17 protein-coding genes, 1 pseudogene and 1 riboswitch are annotated in these 21,687 nt (G+C 42.9%); of the genes and pseudogenes, 10 read left to right on the top strand and 8 right to left on the bottom strand.

Annotated features, from left to right (window positions below):
* Positions 1–21 precede the first annotated feature (21 nt).
* From MHH44_RS16560 to MHH44_RS16545, 4 genes are all read left to right on the top strand, one after another.
* Entirely contained in the window at positions 22–681 is a 660-nt protein-coding gene (locus tag MHH44_RS16560; protein ID WP_061550148.1) for an amino acid ABC transporter permease, read from the top strand.
* 37 nt (positions 682–718) lie between these two features.
* Entirely contained in the window at positions 719–1,459 is a 741-nt protein-coding gene (locus tag MHH44_RS16555) for an amino acid ABC transporter ATP-binding protein (protein ID WP_340799526.1), read from the top strand.
* Positions 1,460–1,475: 16 nt separating this feature from the next.
* Positions 1,476–1,946, top strand: a complete 471-nt coding sequence (locus MHH44_RS16550; RefSeq protein ID WP_340799071.1) for an S-ribosylhomocysteine lyase — start codon at positions 1,476–1,478, stop codon at positions 1,944–1,946.
* 293 nt (positions 1,947–2,239) lie between these two features.
* Positions 2,240–2,635: a VOC family protein gene (locus MHH44_RS16545; protein ID WP_008406148.1), complete on the top strand. Its 396-nt coding sequence runs from the start codon at positions 2,240–2,242 to the stop codon at positions 2,633–2,635.
* Positions 2,636–3,007: 372 nt separating this feature from the next.
* Here the strand turns inward: MHH44_RS16545 and thiW are convergent, their stop codons facing one another.
* Together thiW and MHH44_RS16535 are read right to left on the bottom strand one after the other, a co-directional pair.
* Positions 3,008–3,514, bottom strand: coding sequence for an energy coupling factor transporter S component ThiW (thiW, locus tag MHH44_RS16540; protein ID WP_340799070.1), 507 nt, complete (start codon positions 3,512–3,514; stop codon positions 3,008–3,010).
* An 85-nt stretch (positions 3,515–3,599) separates the two neighbouring features.
* A riboswitch (TPP riboswitch) is annotated at positions 3,600–3,689 on the bottom strand.
* A gap of 120 nt (positions 3,690–3,809) precedes the next feature.
* Positions 3,810–4,316: a cupin domain-containing protein gene (locus MHH44_RS16535; RefSeq protein WP_445683044.1), complete on the bottom strand. Its 507-nt coding sequence runs from the start codon at positions 4,314–4,316 to the stop codon at positions 3,810–3,812.
* Positions 4,317–4,398: 82 nt separating this feature from the next.
* On the opposite strand from MHH44_RS16535, the gene MHH44_RS16530 reads away from it, so the two are divergent.
* Both MHH44_RS16530 and MHH44_RS16525 read left to right on the top strand, forming a co-directional pair.
* Positions 4,399–4,719 carry a transposase gene (locus tag MHH44_RS16530; protein ID WP_340798589.1) on the top strand — a complete coding sequence of 107 codons (321 nt, stop codon included), beginning with the start codon at positions 4,399–4,401 and terminating at the stop codon, positions 4,717–4,719.
* An 8-nt stretch (positions 4,720–4,727) separates the two neighbouring features.
* Positions 4,728–5,591 carry an IS3 family transposase gene (locus MHH44_RS16525; protein ID WP_340797581.1) on the top strand — a complete coding sequence of 288 codons (864 nt, stop codon included), beginning with the start codon at positions 4,728–4,730 and terminating at the stop codon, positions 5,589–5,591.
* A gap of 187 nt (positions 5,592–5,778) precedes the next feature.
* Here MHH44_RS16525 and MHH44_RS16520 read toward each other — a convergent pair whose 3' ends face one another.
* Both MHH44_RS16520 and MHH44_RS16515 read right to left on the bottom strand, forming a co-directional pair.
* The gene (locus MHH44_RS16520; protein ID WP_340799069.1) at positions 5,779–6,579 is read right to left on the bottom strand and encodes a nucleotidyltransferase; all 801 of its coding nucleotides are present in this window, start codon (positions 6,577–6,579) and stop codon (positions 5,779–5,781) included.
* Between the two features lie 291 nt (positions 6,580–6,870).
* A complete protein-coding gene (locus MHH44_RS16515; RefSeq protein WP_340799068.1) occupies positions 6,871–7,626 on the bottom strand; it encodes a 3'-5' exonuclease in 756 nt (251 codons plus the stop codon).
* A gap of 687 nt (positions 7,627–8,313) precedes the next feature.
* Between MHH44_RS16515 and MHH44_RS16510 the strand changes: the two genes are divergently transcribed.
* The 4 genes and pseudogenes from MHH44_RS16510 to MHH44_RS16495 all read left to right on the top strand — a co-directional run bounded on the left by MHH44_RS16510 (position 8,314) and on the right by MHH44_RS16495 (position 12,455).
* Positions 8,314–9,102: a 2,3-dihydro-2,3-dihydroxybenzoate dehydrogenase gene (locus MHH44_RS16510; RefSeq protein WP_008406137.1), complete on the top strand. Its 789-nt coding sequence runs from the start codon at positions 8,314–8,316 to the stop codon at positions 9,100–9,102.
* Positions 9,103–9,148: 46 nt separating this feature from the next.
* A complete protein-coding gene (gene dhbC / locus MHH44_RS16505; protein ID WP_008406136.1) occupies positions 9,149–10,351 on the top strand; it encodes an isochorismate synthase DhbC in 1,203 nt (400 codons plus the stop codon).
* A 57-nt stretch (positions 10,352–10,408) separates the two neighbouring features.
* Positions 10,409–11,065, top strand: a pseudogene (locus MHH44_RS16500) (isochorismatase family protein); the annotation flags it as partial.
* A 133-nt stretch (positions 11,066–11,198) separates the two neighbouring features.
* Positions 11,199–12,455: a cytochrome P450 gene (locus tag MHH44_RS16495; protein ID WP_340799067.1), complete on the top strand. Its 1,257-nt coding sequence runs from the start codon at positions 11,199–11,201 to the stop codon at positions 12,453–12,455.
* Between the two features lie 59 nt (positions 12,456–12,514).
* Here the strand turns inward: MHH44_RS16495 and MHH44_RS16490 are convergent, their stop codons facing one another.
* From MHH44_RS16490 to MHH44_RS16475, 4 genes are read right to left on the bottom strand one after another with little or no spacing between them, the layout of a single operon-like run.
* A complete protein-coding gene (locus tag MHH44_RS16490; protein ID WP_340799066.1) occupies positions 12,515–13,189 on the bottom strand; it encodes a 4'-phosphopantetheinyl transferase family protein in 675 nt (224 codons plus the stop codon).
* The gene (locus MHH44_RS16485; RefSeq protein WP_340799065.1) at positions 13,186–14,553 is read right to left on the bottom strand and encodes a DHA2 family efflux MFS transporter permease subunit; all 1,368 of its coding nucleotides are present in this window, start codon (positions 14,551–14,553) and stop codon (positions 13,186–13,188) included. Before MHH44_RS16485 ends, MHH44_RS16490 begins: the two co-directional genes overlap by 4 nt.
* A complete protein-coding gene (locus MHH44_RS16480) occupies positions 14,550–14,756 on the bottom strand; it encodes an MbtH family protein (protein WP_008406130.1) in 207 nt (68 codons plus the stop codon). The genes MHH44_RS16485 and MHH44_RS16480 overlap by 4 nt, the downstream gene beginning before the upstream one ends.
* Complete coding sequence (locus tag MHH44_RS16475) at positions 14,749–21,687, bottom strand: amino acid adenylation domain-containing protein (RefSeq protein ID WP_340799064.1); 6,939 nt, start codon at positions 21,685–21,687, stop codon at positions 14,749–14,751. The genes MHH44_RS16480 and MHH44_RS16475 overlap by 8 nt, the downstream gene beginning before the upstream one ends.

The raw sequence follows: 21,687 nt of genomic DNA, 5'->3' as shown, positions 1-21,687 counted from the left end.
TACAGAAAGGAGTGCTAGTGGATGAGTAGAGAAATGGATATTTTACTTAGCTCGATCTGGCCGATTTTAAAAGCAGGACTTCTTGTTACCATTCCGCTATCGCTCATTGCTTTTGCCATTGCATTAGTCATTGCAGTTGTGACGGCATTAGCGAGAATCTCGAATTACCGGGTTTTACGATGGATATTCGGTGCTTACGTATGGGTGTTTCGCGGAACACCATTATTAGTGCAATTATTTATAGTGTTCTTCGGTCTACCGAAACTGGGGATTACCCTTGATGCGTGGACAGCGGCAATTATTACATTCTCTCTGAATACGGGTGCATATGCTTCTGAATCGATCCGAGCTTCAATTTTGGCCATTCCAAAAGGGCAATGGGAGGCAGCAGAATCACTCGGTATGACGTATTGGCAGATGATGCGACGTGTCATTGCACCGCAAACGGTTCGTATTTCATTGCCGCCAGTAGCCAATGATTTTATCGATATGGTAAAAGGGACATCTTTAGTAGCCAGTATCACACTTGCGGATCTATTCATGGTCGGACAGCAAATTACAGCAAGGACGTATGAGCCACTTATGATTTATTCGCTTTGTGCAGTTATATATTTAATCTTTATTAGTGTGTTGATGGTCATTCAAGGCCGACTGGAAAAATACGCCTCAAAATATATATAAGTCGGGTAACGTGAAGCGCTAGAAGGGAGGGCTTATTATCGTACAATTTCAGCAGATGTCGAAGTTCTTTGGCGAGAATGAGGCATTGAAAAATATTAATTTAACATTTCATGAAGGCGAAACAACGGTTATTTTAGGTCCATCCGGTTCAGGAAAATCAACGCTGCTGCGCTGTATCAATCTGCTGGAGCGACCTGAAAAAGGCGTTCTGACTGTCGGGAACCAGACAGTTGAACTGAACAAGCCGATCTCTCAGAAAAACTTGCTTTCGATTCGTCAAAATACGGCGATGGTATTCCAAAGCTTCAATCTTTTCCCGCATATGAAAGTGCTTGAAAATGTGATGGAAGGGCCAGTTACCGTTTTGAAGCAGGACAAAGAAATTGCAAGACAAAAGGCACAGCAATTATTGGAGAAGGTTGGCCTGAGTCATAAAACAGACCAGTATCCTTCGCAATTATCCGGCGGGCAACAACAGCGTGTTGCCATCGCAAGAGCATTGGCAATGGAGCCGCAGTTTTTACTGTTCGATGAGCCGACAAGTGCACTGGACCCAGAACTAGAAGGAGAAGTGCTGAAGGTGCTGAAGGATTTGGCGGAGGAAGGCAAGTCGATGATTATCGTGACGCATAACCTGAATTTCGCGCGCGAAGTGGCAGACCGGATTCTATTTCTGGAAAACGGTGAAATCAGCTATGACGGCGTAACCGAAAACTTCTTTACAACAAACAATAATGAACGGATTCAACAATTTATAAAATCGATGCAGTTTATCTAATCTAGGGGGATTTAACATGACAACAGAGAAAACAAATGTAGAGAGCTTTGATTTAGACCATACGAAAGTAGTAGCACCATACGTACGACTTGCCGGTACGAAAACAGGAGCAAAAGGCGACGTCGTAACAAAGTACGATATCCGATTCAAGCAGCCGAACAAAGCGCATATGGAAATGCCGTCACTACACTCATTAGAGCATTTAATGGCTGACCGTATCCGTAATCATAGTGAAGACGTCGTAGATTTATCGCCAATGGGCTGTCAAACAGGCTTTTACTTGGCATTACTGAACTACAATGACTATGACGGCGTATTAACGATTATTGAAAATACGCTGAAGGATGTATTGAAGGCGGAATCGGTACCCGCATGTAATGAAGTACAATGCGGCTGGGCAGCAAGTCACAGCCTGGAAGGTGCAAAAGCATTGGCTGAGGAATTTTTAGCTGGCCGCGCTGAGTGGCATATTGTTTTTGGGGAATAATTGATGAATCACCGGATGGAGATTATGACCACCCGGTGTTTTGTTTTTCGGCAAGGAATTTCTAATAAAGTGCTGTGATGTTCTAATAGATCTGTCATCATCAGCAATAGTTTAAACGGAGTTGGCACAGAGAATTACAGCTAATTATTGCGGAATTTAAATATTAAACAGGCATCTACGAGTTGGAGATGCCTTTTAAACTGTAGGGAGAAAAGTTCGCGTAAAAGGATAAAATAAGCTACATTGAAGTGGTGCAAATGAACTTAATTTTAGTGGGAAAGAGGAAGATAACGATGAAAAGCGCAAAACCATTTTTAATGTTTCAAGGCGGCGTTGCAGAAGAAGCGATGAACTTCTATACATCACTTATCGATGATGCGGAAATTACAAGCATTGTCCGCTACGGGGCAAATGAAGGCGGAGACGAAGGAAAAGTCATGCAAGCCACTTTTTCGATAAAAGGTCAGGAATTTATGTGCATTGACAGTAATATTAAGCATGAATTTGACTTCACACCGTCATTCTCTATTTTTATAACGTGTGATACGGAAGAAGAAACCGACCATCTTTATGAAAAATTGCTTGAAGGCGGGCATCCGCTAATGCCAATCGGTAATTACGGTTTCAGTAAGAAGTTCGGCTGGGTAAATGACCGTTACGGAGTATCTTGGCAGATTAATTTACCTTAATAAAATGTGCCGGGTGTCTGAATGGATACCCGGCGTTTCATTTTCTAATAAAGGTCTGAGTTGTTCTAATATATTTTAAAATCTTCTAATAAAAGTGAGATTTTCTAATATAATTGTACATTGTGCTAATAAGTCTTTAATATGTTCAAATATCGTTCACAGAAGTTCTAATAACCCCCTGCAATCTTCTAATATCCATCATAAATCTTCTAATAAAAACGGCAGGCTAGCGCAAAATGGACGCGCACATTATTTAGGAATAAGCCCGTTTTACCAAAATCCCAAACTGTTCTTATATCATGCGCAGAAGTTCTAATATCCCGCCAAGAAGTTCTAATATCGACACAAAAATTTCTAATAAAAACCTTCCATTCACCCGGCATTCTGATAAAGCATCCCGCCAAACGCCCGGTTTCTCACCATAATCTTCAGCAAGCCATAGCCTAAAAGCGCACCCGCAAACGAACTCATCATAAATGCCGGGACAAAACCGAACAGCGCCGCTTCGTGACCTAAAAATAAAATGGCGATCGGGTAAGTAGCCATCGCACCGAGCAACCCGGTCCCGATTACTTCACCTACTGCCGCAAACGCTAACTTCTTCGTTTTCGCAAATAGAAACGCAGCCAAAAAGGCACCGATCATACTCCCCGGATAAGCAAATATACTGCCTGTCCCCATTAAGTTTCTCAATGTCGATGTAAGGAATGCCTGTAATACCGCATACCATGGACCGAGCAACACCGCCGATACAACATTGGCAAAATGCTGAATTGGAAAAATTTTGGCAAAACCTAAAGGGATGTACACAAAACTGCTGAGAATCGTTGTAAGTGCAGCGATAATCGCTGAATACGTAAGCTTCCTCGTTTTATTCATTTCTACCATCCTTTACAATAAATTTTTGCAACAAAAAAACCACTTTCAACTAAAGAAAGTGGTATCGCAGCCTAAAACAAATAAAAAGGGATCGACACTACTTTCCTACGCTAGTATTACCTAGATCAGGTGCAAAGGGTTCTTCTCAGCCAAACAGGCGCCCCTAGTAGTTTTCATATTCAATTATAAGCAGATTACCTGCTTCCAATATTAGGTTAATTTCACAGTTATCATAACACGGCCGTTTCATTATGCAAATGTATTTTTGAAATTTGATTCCTTTGACCGAGAAAAACTACTGCTCATACCCGCCGCCGTAGTTGCCAGGCTGGACTTGCTGCCATGGGTTTGGTGGACCGATGAAGGTATTCGGCCGTACCGGTGCAACTGCCTGCGTCCACAAATTTTCGTTCATCCCATATGTGTGGGCCATAATATTTGCTGGTGTCAGCTTGAGGAGGTCGGAACCTAAAATGACTTCAGGTGTCGGTGCGTTGAAAATGGCGAGCAGATGCGTGTTGTTTTGCGTGGCGACTTCGTAATGCCACCACCCATGAGGGACGTTTGCGACCTGGCCGGGGGTAATCGGAAAATGCATCAGCTGTTTCGTAAACGGATTCAAAATCGAAACAACCGCACTTCCCGCAATACAATAAACAAGTTCCGCCGCATTTTGGTGGTAGTGCGGTTCAATGACATTATTGGCACTCAAATAAATATCAAGCAGCGATATATTATCCAGTGTATTTAACTGGTTGACGCCCATTACATTAATAAAATTTTGCTGGTCTTTTACGAACATGATATTATCCCCTTTAAGTAGACAATGTTAAAAAACCTACAGTACGCTGTAGGTAAACATTTTACTTAAAGGGGATTTTTTTGTGTCGAGAAAAAATAATATTTATTCAAACGAGTTGAAGTTAGAGATTGTACAAGCTTATTTAACAGGCAATGAAAGTATGCAAAAAATTGCGGATCGATATGAGATTCGTAATGTTTCTCAAGTAAAAGCTTGGGTGAAGAAATATAAAGAAGTCGGATCCATCGAAGCTTTTAATCGTATCGCATCTACAGGTTCTGGTGCGAAAGGTGAGAAGAATCCTTTAAAAGGAAAACGGGTCCACTTTAAAAATGTAGAAGAAGAACGTGATTACTATAAGGCACAGGTCGAATACTTAAAAAAGCAGTATCCAAATCTGTAAATGGAGGAATGCCTACTTATTCAGATCGTTATCAAATTATTGAAGAAATGAAAGATCGCTATCCCATTACATGGCTTACTAAAATGGCAAAATTGGAACGTTCAGGCTACTATAAGTGGCTTAAAAATGGCAAAGTATCGTTACGCAAACATAATGATATTGTTTTAAAGGAGCAAATTTTAGCGATTCATCAAACGCACAAAATGTATGGATATCCACGCATGAAAATCGCTCTACGGGACAAAGGCTTTCTTGTGAATCATAAGAAAGTCTATCGACTAATGAGTGAGTTGGGTATTCAATCGATTATCCGTAAAAAGCGTCGCGTATGGGGCAACCGTCTCTCACGTGTATTTGATAATGTGTTGGAGCGTCAATTTAAAGAACGTGTAGAAAATGAGGTGCTCGTAACAGATATTACGTATCTGCCAACGAAAAATGGATTTCTCTACTTGTCAGCTGTACAGGATTTATATAACAACGAAATTGTCGCTTGGCGTATTAGCAAGCGTAATGATTTAGAATTAGTCATGGATACCCTCCAGGAATTGACCGCAAAAAGAAATGTGTATCGAAGCATCATTCACTCAGATCAAGGCTACCAATACACATCCATAAAGTATCATCAAACAGTAGAGCAGCTTGGCATGATTGGCAGTCATTCTCGCAAAGGAAACTGCCATGACAACGCTTGTATTGAGTCCTTTTTCTCGCACTTTAAAAGCGAGTGCTTGTATCTGTTACATGATTATTCAGAGGAAACGGTAAGACAAGCTGTTGAGCAATATATCTACTTTTATAATTACCAGCGCTTCCAAAAACGACTCAACCATCTGGCACCGATAGAATATCGTCACCAGATGGCTGCTTAGTCTTTTTATAGGCTGTCTACTTGACAGGGGTAAGTCCAACAACGGGTTTTTATTAAGGTCGAATGTAAACTGGGGTTGCACTGATGTATAATCTTGATTCGGATTCAATAGTTCACCTCTTTTTTATTGTAGTTACAGTATGCAATAATTTACCGGTGTGTGCCTATTGTCGATAGTAGCCATCCATCTAAAAATACACATACAACGCATTGATTAATGTGAAAATTAAAATAAACAGGGTGGCACCACATACAATAATTTCTGCAAAGTGGACGAACATGACTCTTTCATAACTTAACTCGGCTTTACGAAAACCAAAGAAATCTCCATGACTGATAATATAAATAAACGTACTCACGACCATTAAGGAAGACATTAAAAATGAAATTGTTGGCAAAGAAGTAACGTAGCGCGAGTTGCCTCCTGTTTCCATATAGAGCGGAATATCCAATCTCTTACTTAACACAAAACTTCCAATGACCAGGATGTAGATAATAAGCGAAATATTAAACGGATGTTTGCGGTAATCGATCAGATCAAGCATCTTTTTTGTCTTCCCTTTATACTCCCAGCCTGTATTTTCTTCTACTCTGTCACCTTTCAGCATGTAAATAATACCGGCTATTACAAGCCCTGAAAATAAATACCATTCCAGCATCGTAAAAAACAGCGTCCAGCTATAAAACGGTGCGATCACAAGTGGGAGAATAACGAGTCCAAACAACCATTTATTAACTGGCTGATTAGCAGTAAGCCATTCGTTTAGAGCATGCCGTTTATCTTTTGTATGTGTTTTTTCCTGTTCCCGGTAACTGAAGATTTGATTCATTACAAAAGTGCATCCTACCAGTACTAACCCGATTCCGAAAGTAAGATAAGAAGCTTTCGGATAAATCACGACCCCATCATAATTAAGGATGATCCAGTTCCCGCATATCGCAGTGATCAATATCCCGGTAAGCATCATATATGAAGATAAGTTACTCATCCGTACACCTCCAATTCTTCTATTCTACGTCGATTGGCTGGAAATAGTTTCAAATAAAACAGGAGGCATGTATTTAGTTCTAATAACGACCGGCAATGGTCTAATAAACCTAAAAATGTTCTAATATAATTGCGATTTTCTAATATATCACTCAGTTGTTCTAAAAACCATCTGACATCTTCAAATAAAGCACTCCGATGTTCTAATATACCGCTGACATTTTCTAATAACCCCTCCAACTATTCTAATAAAATCCAAAACAAAAAAGCGATTGCACAATATAACCGTCTACTACTGTGCAGTCGCTTTTTTCATAATAAGCTGCAGTATTTCATTGGCACAAATCGCATCGGCATCGGCTGTATGATGCTTTAGTAGCGGAATGTTATACGTTTCGGCGATGACATTTAAATTATTCCTCGGGCTGTCCAAATATTTCCGCGCAAGCAATACAGTGCAGGCAGCCGGATTTGTTGGGCGAATGCCATTTCGGAAAAACTCCAGTGCGAGAAAGCTGTACCAGTCAAACCCGATATGATGACTGACGATCGGCAAATCACCTAAAAAAGCTTTAAACTTATGAATGACAGGGGAGATCGTTTGCTCATTTTTCACACGTTCATTAGTAATCCCATGAATATGCGAATTTTTGATTGGTTTTTCCGGATTCACAAACCGGTGAAAGAGGTCCACCGTTTCACCATGGCGAACTTTTAACGCAGCAATTTCTACGATTTTATCGCCCCTAGCAGCAGAGCCTCCCGTCGTTTCAATATCGACGACGACATATTCGGGTGCGTGATCCAGCAGTTCTACCATCTCCACAACCTTTAAGCGCGGACTGTACGTTGTCATAAACTTTCTCAAATACTGCGCGGCAAGCTTCGTATTGTAATAGTCGCCATAACGCGTCTGGGCAATATAGCCGTGCTGTTCCAGTTCATCAATTGCCTCTAACGGATAGCTTGCGGCCAATGCTTCCCGTTTCGCAAAGCTGACAATCGAGCACGTAATCATGATTCGGATGTGCAGCCGTTCAATGTTCATAAACTTCACCTCTTAATTGGAACGTTTGTTCTGTAATTGAACCATATATGAAGTAAATAATAAATAATAAATAAAAAGCTGACCACTACACTTATACTGCACGTTTTATGTAGAGCTTTTTTTCTGTAAATATCACAAACAAGCGGTTGTTAAACAAAAATTTTCTGATTTATGCCATTTTTATGGAATTAGACGTTAGGAAAGTTTTAGTAGCAGGTTTATAACGGTGTTCCGTATGAACAGAAAATAATTTAATATTCGCAGGAAAATCGAACAAATTTCATAATCTTTTGTACAGTAATTCAATATTCCTATCGATTCCATTTCCAAGAGTGTATTTCTTACAAAATATTTGCACAATGAAGCCTTCTCTACTGGTCAGTAATGAATTGATAAGACTACATGATAGAGTAGAGCAAGTTCACCTTCCTTCCTTTATTTGGATTTTAATGCCGTAGTTTTCCTTATAAAATTTTGAGAAATACCTAATTTCACCTCTTTAAATCAGCACTAAACCGAAACTTAGGTCTTTCTATGGGAAAGTTTGAATGTCTCTTGACGTTGTAAAATGTTAGGCCTATCATTGCTAATAGAATCAATTGATAATGATTATCATTATTGATTGTTGATTCTAATAAGAAATCAAGCTGTTTTTACATAACTGTAAACGAGAAAGGAAGTGTTGAAGTGAACTTTCAGGAGTTAAGAGGGAAAGTGGCACTTGTGACAGGTGGAGCCCAGGGAATTGGCGCAAGCCTTGTCAAAAGCTTGGCTACATTAGGAGTAAAAGTTGCTGTAATCGATTATAACGAGGAAAAATTGAGAAGCCATGTGAATGGTTTAATAGAGCAGGACCACGAAGTTTTCGCCTTTCCTGCAGATGTCGGAGATAGTAACGCCATTGATGCAGTTGTAGAGAAAGTGGAAAACGAAATTGGACCAATCGAAATGCTCGTCAATGTAGCAGGTGCATTGGCTACAGGACCGGTCGAATCATGTACTGACCGTGACTGGGCAAGGATTTTTTCAATTAATACGACAGGTGTGTTTTATGTTTCAAGAGCGGTAAGCCGTTATATGGTTCAAAGAAAAGCAGGTTCAATTGTAACAGTAGGATCCAATGCCGCTAGTGTACCAAGAATTTTTATGGCGGCCTATGCAGCATCAAAGGCGGCAACGGTCATGTTTACAAAATGTCTCGGTTTAGAGCTGGCAGAGCATAATATACGCTGCAATATCGTTTCACCAGGGTCGACGGATACGGACATGCAACGTTCGATGTGGTCCGATGATCATGGCGCTGAAGTAATGATTAAAGGAATGACTGAAACGTATAAAGTAGGGATTCCGCTGAAAAAGATTGCACAACCGGACAATATTGTCGACGCTATTCTGTTTTTCCTGTCCAATCAGTCAAGTCATATTACGATGAGCAATCTTGTCGTGGATGGCGGCGCGACATTGGGAGCCAACTAAGTCTGTCTTTTGAATTCAGAATAGTGAAACGAAAAGGAGCGGTAATATGGTAAGCAAACAAAAAGTAGTAATCGAACATGAACTTTTAGATGAGTATGAAGTTGGTGACTTTTTCATTGAAACACCAAAAAGAACGATATTAGGCAAAGGTGTATACATGCATGTGCCAACGGGTGAACCACATCAAAACCAGATGGAAGGATTGTCCGATAGGGTGGCGAGCGTGCTGAAGAAGGCTAAAGAACAAGGACATCTACGATCAGTCGTAACGGGCGCGGTACCATTTGATTACTATAAAAAAGCATGTTTACTTGTTCCGGAATCTATCCAAATCGCACCATCATTGCAGCAGGAGGAAAGGGCAGTGTCCGGTTCAGCATCAGTTACTGTCAATCGGCTCGTATCCAATCCATCACCAGAGCACTATAAGCTAGGTGTCATGCAAGGCATTGAAAGAATAAGAAGCGGCGAACTCGATAAAATTGTGCTGTCACGTTCACTGGAAGTAAGTCTCAATGAGCCGATCGACCTCCCGCAACTGTTACGTAATCTTGCGTATCAAAACAAACATGGATATACGTTTGCAGCACCGATTGAATACGGAAATCAAAAGGCTTCGCTCATCGGGGCTAGTCCGGAGCTGCTTGTTTCAAGACAAGGGATGTACGCCATCGCGAATCCATTGGCAGGTTCAAGACCTAGAAGTGAAGATCCGGTAGAGAACCAAAGACGTGAAGAGGAACTGCTTTCTTCTCCAAAGGATTTACATGAGCATGCGGTCGTAGTGGAAGCAGTCGTTAAGGGATTGCGTCCATTACTAAAAACGATCGAAGTCCCGGAAAAACCGTCAGTCGTGTATACGGAAACGATGATGCATCTTTCGACTGTCATTAAAGGAGAGCTCCTGAAAGCGGATATCTCATCGTTGGATTTAGCCATTGCCCTGCAGCCTACACCAGCTGTTTGTGGCGCACCAACGGAAAAGGCAAGACAGGCAATCACAGAAATTGAACCGTTTGACCGAGGCTTCTTTACAGGCACAATCGGTTGGTGTGATGCTGAAGGCGACGGGGAATGGGTTGTGACGATTCGCTGCGCAGAGGCAAAAGGCGATTCATTACGATTATTTGCGGGAGCAGGCGTTGTGAGTGAATCGAAGCCTGAAGAAGAATTGGCTGAGACGGGTGCGAAATTCCAGACAATGCTTCGCGCAATGGGCATCGATACAGAGCAGCTGAAGGATATTTAACGACTATTTATATGAAATACAACAGGGTTCACCAACAAAGAAAAAGGAGTGATTTAGATGGCTATTCCAGCGATCTCATCATATAAAATGCCGAAAGAAAGCAATCTTCCAAAAAATAAAGTAGGTTGGAAAGTCGATCCGAACAAGTCTGTCCTACTCATTCATGATATGCAGCAATATTTTATCGATTATTATGAGAAGGATTCGTCATTAGTTCGTGAAATGATCGCCAATATAAAAGTAATTAGAAAACAATGCGATGAACTTGGCATTCCGGTTGTCTATACGGCACAATCAGGCAATCAAAACCCAGAAGAACGCGCATTACTGACTGATTTTTGGGGGACGGGACTAAAAGACGATCCGAACATTACAAAAGTAATCGATGAATTGGCGCCAGGCAAGGCCGATATCGTATTGAAAAAATGGCGCTACAGTGCATTTAAGAAATCGAATTTACTGGAAATGATGAACGAACAAGGCCGAGATCAGTTAATCATTTGTGGGGTTTACGCCCATATCGGTTGCCTCATGACTGCTGGAGAAGCTTTCATGTCGGACATTAAGCCGTTTTTCATTGCCGATGCAGTAGCTGATTTTACACAACCTGAGCATGAAATGGCGATCAACTATGTAGCAGGTCGCTGTGGGGCAGTTTATTCTACAGCACAAATTATGGACCAGCTAAAGCGTGAGGCATCTGCAGAAGCAGAGCTCGTATAAGAATGAACAGGTGGTGAAAATTTTCACCGCCTGTTTTTTGCGTTTAAATGGAAGCAAGTTTTTTTGAAGAATAAACAGGGAATTGGTTACCGACAATGTTTTTAGACAAAAGGAGATGAAGTAGATGACAAATTCGGTGCCAAAGGAAGAAGGAATTGACCACAGCCTGAATCTTCTGAGAGAAGGCTATTTGTATATTTTAAATAGAAGACAAAGCTTTCATTCCGATCTGTTCGAAACACGATTGCTTGGAAAAAAGGCGGTCTGTATGGGCGGAAAGGAAGCGGCCGACCTTTTTTACGATAACAGTAAGTTTAAAAGGGCAGGTGTTGCACCAAACCGTGTTGCCGAAACATTATTCGGCAAAAAGGGTGTACAGACACTGGATGGAGATGCCCATAAGCACCGGAAAAAGATGTTTATGTCCATTATGTCCCAGGATCGACTTAAAAAAATGAATGAAATTGCCGCGAAGCAGTGGGATACAGCTTTAACTAAATGGCAGCAGATGGACGACGTTGTTCTTTACGAGGAAGCGCTGGAAATTATGTGCCGTACTGCCTGTGAGTGGGCGGGGGTACCGGTGGAAGAAAAGGACATGAAAAAGCTCGCAGACGATTTAAGAGCGATGTTTGAATCGGCAACTGCAATTGGACCATCGCACTGGGCTGGCAGACATGCACGAAACCGGGTGGAAAAGTGGATAGGGAACCTCATCGACCAAGTGCGCGACGGGAAACTGAATCCCGAAGAAGGCACAGCACTGTATACATTTTCATGGCATCGTGATTTGGAAGGGAAACTTCTTGATCAGGAGGTCGCTTCTGTAGAAGTAATCAATATATTAAGGCCGATTGTAGCGATTGCGGTCTATATTACTTTTTCAGCATTGGCTGCCCATCATTATCCGGAAGAGCGGAAGAAACTTCAATCCGGCAACGAGAAAAATGCACAGATGTTTGTGCAGGAAGTGCGCCGTTTTTATCCATTCTTCCCTTTTGCCGCTGCGGAAGTAAAAGCAGATTTTACATGGAAGGATTATACGTTTGAAAAGGGTACATTAACTTTATTGGATTTATACGGAACGAATCATGATACGAATATTTGGGGGAATCCCGAAGTATTTCAGCCGAGCCGTTTTGAAAACTGGGATGGCAGTCCGTTCAGCTTTATTCCGCAAGGTGGGGGCGATTACTATTTAGGGCATCGCTGTGCAGGGGAATGGGTGACGATTGAGATGATGAAAGTGAGTCTAGATTTTCTGGTTAATCAAATGACGTACGATGTCCCGGAACAGGATTTAAGCTACAGCAAAGTTAGCATCCCAAGTTTGCCTAAAAGCAAAGTGATGATTAATAATGTTCAGCGAGTATTAAGATGAATTGATTAAGCCTGTAACCTTTTACTTGGTTACAGGCTTTTAAATGCTAATTCGTTAACTCAATTTTTCGCATATGTCGCAATCTTTTTCGTGAAAAATGTTTCAATTTGTGCCCACTGAGCGTGCGTTACGGTCTCCAAGGAATCCTCCAAACAGACAGCTGCACTGTAACCAGGTGCAAGGAAAAAAGGAATGGTACGGGCTGTTACACGTGAGGCGGGATGATGAATCGTTCCATCTTGCCGAATCGTTGCCTCCATTAAAGAATCGTGTAAACCAAACCCTTTATATTTCCCGTAACTTTCCTTAGCAGTCCAGAGGGCATAGAAAGCTTCCTGTTCAAGAAGCTTATACAGATGATTCTCCTCTTCACTCCACAATGTTTGAAAGAGGGAGAAGTCCCTTGTTACCTGCTGTTCCACATCAATTCCAACCGGAAAATCACTAATGGCACATGCCACATAATTTCCGGAATGGGAGAGATTGAAGTGAAGGTCTTGTCCTAATTGGTATTTACCGTTTGAATCTTTGGTAAAGCGAACTTCCGATAATTCCTTTTTGTAAGTCGTCACCAACATCATCTTCGTTAGTAAATGAGCACAAACCGTTCGCAACTGATCTTCCGTTTTCCGCATGCGTCCAACCCGCTCCACCACGTCGCTTTCCAAAAAGGGAAGATAACGTTGCCAATCAGTAGGCATCTCGTTGATTTTGCAATAGGCAATGGTTGTCATGCTTTTTCTTCCTTTAGAATAGTTTCCTGTTCTTTCGCAAATAAAGAACAGCAGAGTCCTGCCAGAAGCAGAACAACCGTAGCAACGAGGGCGTACTGATAAGAGAGGTTCTCTGAAAAGTAACGACCAGACACGGTAATTGTCGTCGCTACAAGTGCAATTCCTACTGCAGCTCCAACGCGGTTAAGCATATTATATAGCGTTGTCGCCTTGCTCATCTGACTTTTCGCTACATGATGAAAGGCGGAAAGTTGCGAACCGATTACACTATGGCCTAAACATATCCCAATAGCAAACATCAATCCGCGTAACAGCCAAGGATTTGCTGAAGGACCAAGGATGGCGATACTGCAGAAAATTATTACTGTACCGATCAAACCGAGACGTACTGTATACAGCATGCCGAAATGCTTGGATGTTCGAGGCAGTAATTTGGATGCGACCATCAGTCCAAGTGCCTCGGTAAACGTAATGAGTGAGCTTTCCAGAGCAGAAGCTGAGTACGCGTACTGATACATGAGGGGGAACAGATACAGCATCCCCATCAAGGCGCCCATGGAACACATCGCGACAAGACTTGATGAAAGGAAAAGCGGTTGTTCATACAGACGCACATCCAGCAGAGGCTCTTTTATTTTTCGTTCATATACATAAAAACGGCTTAATAAAAATACGCCGACAATCGCACAAAAGACGACCGTAATGGAAACACCGTCTGATGCAATAAGGCTCAGTGTCAGCATTAACAGCGGCAACCCGAGTGCAATGAGCATATAGCCTCTCGTATCAAACGGTGCTTTAAAAATCTCAAATTCCGTTAATGCAAAAAGTCCGATCAGGACGATGATGATACCAAACGGAATATTAATGAAGAACGCCCAGTTCCATGATAAATACTCCGAAAACAGTCCGCCCACTAAGGGGCCAATCGCCGGTGCAAAGGCGATTGGCAATACTAATGAACGCGACAGATTTTGTCTTTCCGGTGGAGAAAATGTCCGAAACAGCAGTGTCATGCTGACCGGTGTAATGATTCCTCCTGCCAGTCCCTGCAGCACGCGCGCTAAAATAAGGGCCTGCAAGCTTCCCGCCAATCCGCAAAGAAGAGAGGCGAGTGTAAATAGACTGACAGAGAGTACATACATTCTTTTTACGCCGAACCGATTGCTTAAATAGCCGGCAGCAGGCAATGCAACAGCAATGCTGACAAGGTAGCCGATATTAATTCCGTTCGTTGCCCCCGGCGTTACACCGAATTCAACGGCAATCGTAGGAAGTAGCACATTGACAATCGTTCCGTCGATTGAAACCATGAACATCGCCACTACATAGAGGGCGAGGATGACTGCTCGCTGTGCATTCATCCTAAAACACTACGCAGACTTTTAGGTCTCATATCCAGCCAATTTTCTTCTATATAGAGTTGGCATAATGGTTTTAACGCAGAGCCATATACGACCTCCCATCCGGCAGGGACAGGGATGACTGCTGGCCATACTGAGTGCTGTTCTTCCGCATTTCGCAAAACATAGTATTCACGATCATCTTGTTCAAAAGGGTTAGACATACATTTTTTTCTCCTTTACTAAGTACTTGATTAATGTTTGGCCGATTTCATTCAATGGTATGGACTGACACATATCTTTATGGCGACAGGCAATATCAATCTGTGTAAGCTCTCCTTTGATATATGGTTTCCACGAAGTAACATCAACGTCCGGGATCCAATCTGGCACAAGTGTAGATTTATAAAATAAAGCATCGCCATCATACGTTTGGGGCTGATGATTTTTCAGTAACTGAATCGAGTTTTTATACACTTCTTTTAAGCGCAGAAAGGTCGACTCATCTAATGTTGCAATCGCGCTGCCCTCTGCTTTTAGAGCATTCATTACATATTCCTGTGTCACTTCATCTTCTATGTCAGGTTCATACCCGGCTAGGGCAAGAAGTGCGACAAGTGCCTCCTGTTCTTCCGTCAGCTCCACTGGCGGGGTGAATGTGAACGGGTAGGCATCCATAATGCATAGAAGCGACAGTTCTTCTCCTTGGCGTTCCAGCTGGACAGCCATTTCCTGTACGACATTTCCGCCAAGTGACCATCCGAGTAGACGATAAGGTCCTTTTGGCTGAATTTCTTTGATGGCTTCAATATAGCCGAGCACCATTTCAGTTAAAGAACCCGGAAGTTCACAGTCTTCGGCAATCCCTTTTGCTTGAATGCCGTATAGGGCAAATTCCGGCGGCAGATTTTTTAGCAGTCCTGCATAGCACCAACTTAATCCCCCTGCAGGATGGACAGCAAAAATTGGTTGCTCTCCGCTGCGTAACGGCAGTACGGTGTTCAATGCTTGAGATTCTTTCCCTTTTTGCAGAATATGTGCGAGTCCGGATACAGTAGGTGCTTCAAATAAATGCCCGATTGCCAGCTCTTTACCGAATGCCTCGCGAATGCGTCCGATCAGCTGTACGGCTAATAACGAGTGGCCGCCAAGTTCGAAAAAGCTGTCCTCTGTGCCGACCTGTGGCAGATTCAGTACTTCGCAGAACAGTTCACAAAGCAATGTTTCCTGCGGTGTTTTCGGCAATACAAGTTCCTGCAATGTAATGACAGGAGCAGGGAGCTGCTTCGTATCCAGTTTTCCGTTGGCGGTAAGCGGCATCTGCTCCAGGCAAGTGCAGCTTGAAGGGACCATATAGGCCGGCAGCGAACGGGAAACAAATTCTTTCAACATTTGCTCTGTTACGTCCGTGCTTTGCTCCGGAACATAGTAGGCAGCCAAGCGGACATCTTCTTTTCGATCCTCTCTCGCAATGACAGCTGCCTGTGCGATTTGCGGATGTTTCAGAATCACTTGTTCAATCTCGCCAAGCTCAATGCGGAAACCGCGTATTTTCACTTGGTGGTCAATGCGTCCGATATAGTCCAGTTCGCCGTTTTTCGTCCAGCGAGCCAGATCGCCTGTACGGTACATCCGGTTTCCCGGAGCTCCATACGGGTTGGCGATAAAACGTTCTGCCGTTAAGGTAGCGCGGTTTAAATAGCCTTGTGCCAAGCCTTCTCCAGAAACATATATTTCGCCGACAACACCGGGAGGAACAGGTTTTAACTGCCCATCAAGGACATAAATATTTAAATCAGGAATCGCCGTGCCGATCAGACTATTCGCCTGTGACTGGCTCAGTTCTTCATTTAAACTTAAGTAGCTGACATGGACAGTTGTTTCGGTAATGCCGTACATATTCACAAGGGTAGGTGCATCTGACGGATGTCGGTCATACCATTCCTGTAAACGCGTCAGGTTAAGTGCCTCCCCACCAAACACAATGTAGCGAAGTGCCAGTTGTTCGGACAGTTCGGCATGCTCTTTATCAACGGTCATGAGCTGATAGAAGGCAGATGGTGTCTGGTTCAGCACCGTAATTTTCTTGTCTGCAAGCAATGCTAAAAAGTCGATTGGCGAGCGGCTGACATTGTACGGGATAATTACGAGCTCCCCACCGTATAACAGGGCTCCCCAAATTTCCCATACGGAAAAATCAAAGGCATAGGAATGGAACAGCGACCAGCGATCTTTTTCGTTAAAATGAAACCATTCATCTGTTGCATCAAGTAAGCGGATAACGTTCTGGTTCGGAATAACTACACCCTTTGGTCGGCCTGTTGAACCGGAAGTATAGATAACATAAGCCGGATTAAATGGATGATTGTTATGATTCGTATTTTTAACAGGGAATGAAGTAAGTGAAACCTCCTCCATTACAAGCACTTCCATAGCTTCCATCGCTTCTACAGACGGCTTCAAGTCTTCTGTAGTGATTAAACAGCTCGGGTTTGAATCGTTTAAAATGTAGTCAATTCGGTCTTGCGGATAAACCGGATCAATCGGCACATAGGCAGCGCCGGTTTTTAAAACGGCTAAAATACTGACAATCATATCGGTTGAACGCCGCATTAACAGTGCGACAAATGTTTCGGATGTAACGCCTTTTTCCAGTAAAAGATGTGCTAACTGGTTCGCTTTACGGTTCAAATCGGTATAAGTAACCTCTTCGTTTTCGTCACTGACAGCAATTCGTTCGGGATGCATTTCCACAATCGCTTCAAATTGTTCGGCAATCGTTTTTTGATCGCTTACATGGCCTTTCGGATTCCAGTCAAGCAGGATTTTTTCCTGTTCCTGTTCCAACAGCACATCCAATTCTGAAATGGCAGGATTGTTTAGCGCCTGCTGCAGGACAATTACATAGCGTTCCATAAGAGCGACAACTGTTTTTGCTTCATATAAATCCGTTCGGTATTCCACCTGCACTTCGATGCCATTAGGCTGCTCGGCTAAATATTCCTCACGCATCTCAATATTCAAATCGAATTTTGGCTGCCCAACCGTATGCAGCTGAATGTCGGCATTTTGGCCTTCCATTACAAGTGATGGCTGAGGCGTATTCTGTAAGGTAAACATAATCTGGAAAATCGGGTGCTGTGAAGGGACACGAGTCGGTTTTAATGCTTCGACAATATGGTCAAAAGGAACATATTGGTGCTCCATTGCCTCAATCGATGTTTGTTTTACGCGTTCCATTAATTTTGTGAAACGAGGGTCCCCGGAAGTATCCGTCCGTATCGCCACCGTATTGATGAACATACCGACATTTGCCAGCAGTTCTTCCTGATCACGGCCCGCCATTGGACTACCGAGAATCAGATCTTCCCCTGCACCGAGCTTTGTCATGAGGGCTAAGAATCCGCTTTGTAGCACCATGTAAAGAGTTGCCTGTTCATCTTTGGCAAGCTGCTGCAATTGTCCGTGAAGCGCGGAATCGATTGTAAACGTCAATGTTTCGCTAGTTGGTTTCACCTGCAATTGACGCTTTCCATCCCGGACAAGCTCAATTTCATCCGGAACATGCTTCAGTTTTTCCTTCCAATAAGTAATGTTGTCGTCTGTATAAACACCGTGCGTTTGCTGCCAAACCGCAAAGTCATGGTATTGAATCGTTAACGGCTCTAACTCATGACCTTCATAGGCAAGCTGCAGATCTTCAGTGAATGTTGCAAGTGACCAGCCATCAGCACTAATATGGTGGAATACAACGACCAATGTGTTCGTATTAATGAGCGTTACACGAAAGCCGGGTTCATGTTTCAAATCAAACGCATAGCGAGTGCACGCATTAATTTGAGCCGGCACCTCTTCAGGGCTCACTTCCTCAATCAGCACTTTCGGTGTATCCTCAACGATTTTCTGATAGGGCACTCCATCCACTGCAGGATAAACCGTACGTAAAATGGCATGTTTTTCTACCACTTTACCAATGGCTTTAATCAGTTTTAATACATCTATCGGCTGATCAAATGTATAAACAAGCGGAATATTATAAGAAGCACTTGATTCCTCCAGCTGCTGGATAAACCATAAACTGCGCTGTGCATGCGATAAAGGAATTTTTTTAACTTGCTGTCTGTCGATTACAACGAGCGTTTTTTTCTTTGCTTTGTCCACTGCTTGTGCCAGCTCTTTTACAGTAGGCTGATTGAAAATGACGGAGATCGATAAATCGATAGCAAATGTTTTCCGTAATGCCAATAGCAGCTCGGTTGCGAGCAGGGAATGCCCTCCTAGCTGGAAGAAGTTTTCATCAATTCCCACTGAATTGAGATTCAAAATATTTTCAAAGAACGTACAAATCGTTTCTTCGGTACGCGTTGTCGGTTTCGCTTTTGCAATAATCGAAACATGAGGCTGCGGCAGCTCTTTCCGGTCGACTTTTCCATTATTCGTTAATGGGAAGGCCTCCATGAAAACAAAATGAGCAGGTACCATATAATCCGGCAAACGTTCTCCTAGCTGCAGTCTGCATTGTTCCTCTGTTTCATTTCCAACAACATAGGCAACGATTCGTTTATGACCCGGCTGATCTTCACGGATCATCACAACGGCTTGTTCAATTGAAGTGATTTCTTCAAGGGCATTTTCGATTTCGCCTAATTCAATACGGAAGCCACGAATTTTGACTTGGTGGTCGGCCCGGCTAACATAATGAAGGCTGCCATCCTCCTGCCACACAACTAAATCTCCTGTCCGGTACATGCGTTTTCCGGATGCAAATGGATGTGCAACAAAACGCTCTGCCGTTAAGGTTGGACGATTATGATAACAGCGCGCCAGTCCGTCACCAGCAATATACAATTCTCCAACGACACCTATCGGAACGGGCTGCAGCATGGTATCGAGCACATAAATGTCTGTCCGGTCGATTGCATTACCTAATGAAGGAGTATCTTGTGGACGAATTTCCGTGCAAGTTGACCAGATTGTTGTTTCGGTAGGTCCATACATATTGTGAACGGTTGCTCCTGCTTCCAGTAGTGCCTGCGCAAGGCTTTTTGAAAGGGCTTCACCACCGACAAGTACAGTAAGTCCTTTCAGCGCGTCTTTTGCGTACTGTACAATCATCTGCCAAACAGTCGGTGTAGCCTGCATGATGGAAACGTTTTGCTGCTGGATCAGCGACTGCATCACAACCGGATCTTGTACTTGTTCTTTTGTCGCCAGATGAATAGATGCCCCGTACAGCAACGGTAAATAAAGCTCCAATGCCGAAATATCGAAAGAAATCGTTGTAATCGCCAGTAAATTGTCCTTTTCAGATAATGTAAATTGATGCTGCATTGCTTGTAAAAAGTTAACCAAGCTTGGCATTTCAACAACAACACCTTTTGGATTTCCGGTAGATCCAGACGTATAAATCATATAAGCTGTTTGTCCAATACAAGTGGCAATCGGTTCATAAATTTGCTTCGAAGGGTGTAATGTCACAATCGGTGTTCCTTTTGCAATAAATGAAACCTCACCATTTACGAGCACAATTTTAGGACGAGCATCTTCAATCATATAAAGTAGCCGTTCTGCCGGATAAGTAGGATCCATCGGAATATAGGCAGCACCAACCTTGAAGCAGGCAAGCATCGCTGCGACCATTTCAATCGAACGGTCCATGCAAATTCCGACAAAGTCTTCGAGCCCAATGTCATGCGCTTTCAGCTGATGCGCAATTCGACCGACAAGCAGATCCAGTTCTGCATAGGAAATAGATGTATCATTCATCTGAACAGCGGTCGCACCAGGCATATGCTCCATCTGTTTTTTGAATAATTCATACACCGTAGCATTTTTCAGCTCAATGGCAGGACCTTGTTTTGCCTCAAATATTGCCGCTTCTTCTTGCAATAGCATTGGCAAGTTGAACAGCGGTGTGTCAGCTTGATCTACCAATAACTCAAGCAATTGTAGGAAACGTGCGGCATGACGTTCCACTTCTGTCTGTTCATAAAGATCCGAATTGGCTACAAGATCAAACTGCATTCCATTTGGCGTGCTGTAGAAATTAAATGAAATATCTTCAACAGGCCCTGTCACAACTTTCTTGTTCTCTACCTCGACATTTCCGAACAGATAGTTTTCATAGAACGGCATGAAATTAATTTCCGGACCATACAGCTGGTCATCGGATGTCAGCCGCAAATCACGGCGCAGCTGTTCTTGACGGTACAACTGATGCTGCTTCATCTCCGTCATGAAGCTTTTTACGTTTATACAAAGCTGTTCAAAAGTTTCCTCAGTCGTGAACGTTGCACGCAAAGGCAAAACATTTACTCGTGTACTTGGTACGGACAATGACTTATGACCAAAACGGTTCATCAACGGAATGCCGACAATCACATCCTCTGCCTGTGACATCCGTTTTGTGTAGGCAATAACTGCTGCAGTAACGACTTCCTGTATGTTGACATGCAGCTGCTTACTGTATGTTTCTAATTTCGCCCATGTAGCGGCAGAAAGGGAAGAGGGGTACAAAATAATCTGTCCCATACGACCACTCTTTTTTTTGCTGAGCGAAATGACTTCGGTTCCTTGCATTTTGGATAACCAGTAGGCAGCGTCCGCCTTTGCCTTATCGGAAGTTCTGTACTGTACTTCCTGCTCGACCATCTGAATATAGTCACCAAACTGCTTTGTAAATGATTCATGATGAAGCATAGCCGAATAGCGCTCGGAAATTTGCTGGAACAGTAACCGGAAACTATACGCATCACTGACAAGATGGTGAATGCGCAAATAAAGGAAATGTTCTTCGGCAGACACAGAAAATAAAATGGCGCGTACAAAGTTATCCTTTGCTAAATGAAGCAATGTTCCGACATCTTCCTGCATATGTTGAAACGCTTCAGCCATTGAACAACTAATATGTTGAGAATGAAATTGAACCGAAGAAGGGATCGTCTGGAAAATTGAGCCTTCTTCCTCCGAACATTGGATATGTAGTCCAACCGCGCTCTCGATTGTGGCATCAACTGCCTGTAACAGCAGGGTGGAGTCGATCGGAGCCTGAATATGTAAGTACTCCGCTGTATTGTATAAAGGGCTTTCCGTTAAATGGTGGGCATACCAAATCCCTGCGGCAGCTTCAGTTAAAGGGAAACGTAATTCAGTCAT

The organism is Solibacillus sp. FSL K6-1126 (genome assembly GCF_038003445.1).
Classification (GTDB): domain Bacteria; phylum Bacillota; class Bacilli; order Bacillales_A; family Planococcaceae; genus Solibacillus; species Solibacillus silvestris.
This window is presented reverse-complemented; position numbering and strand designations above follow the sequence as displayed.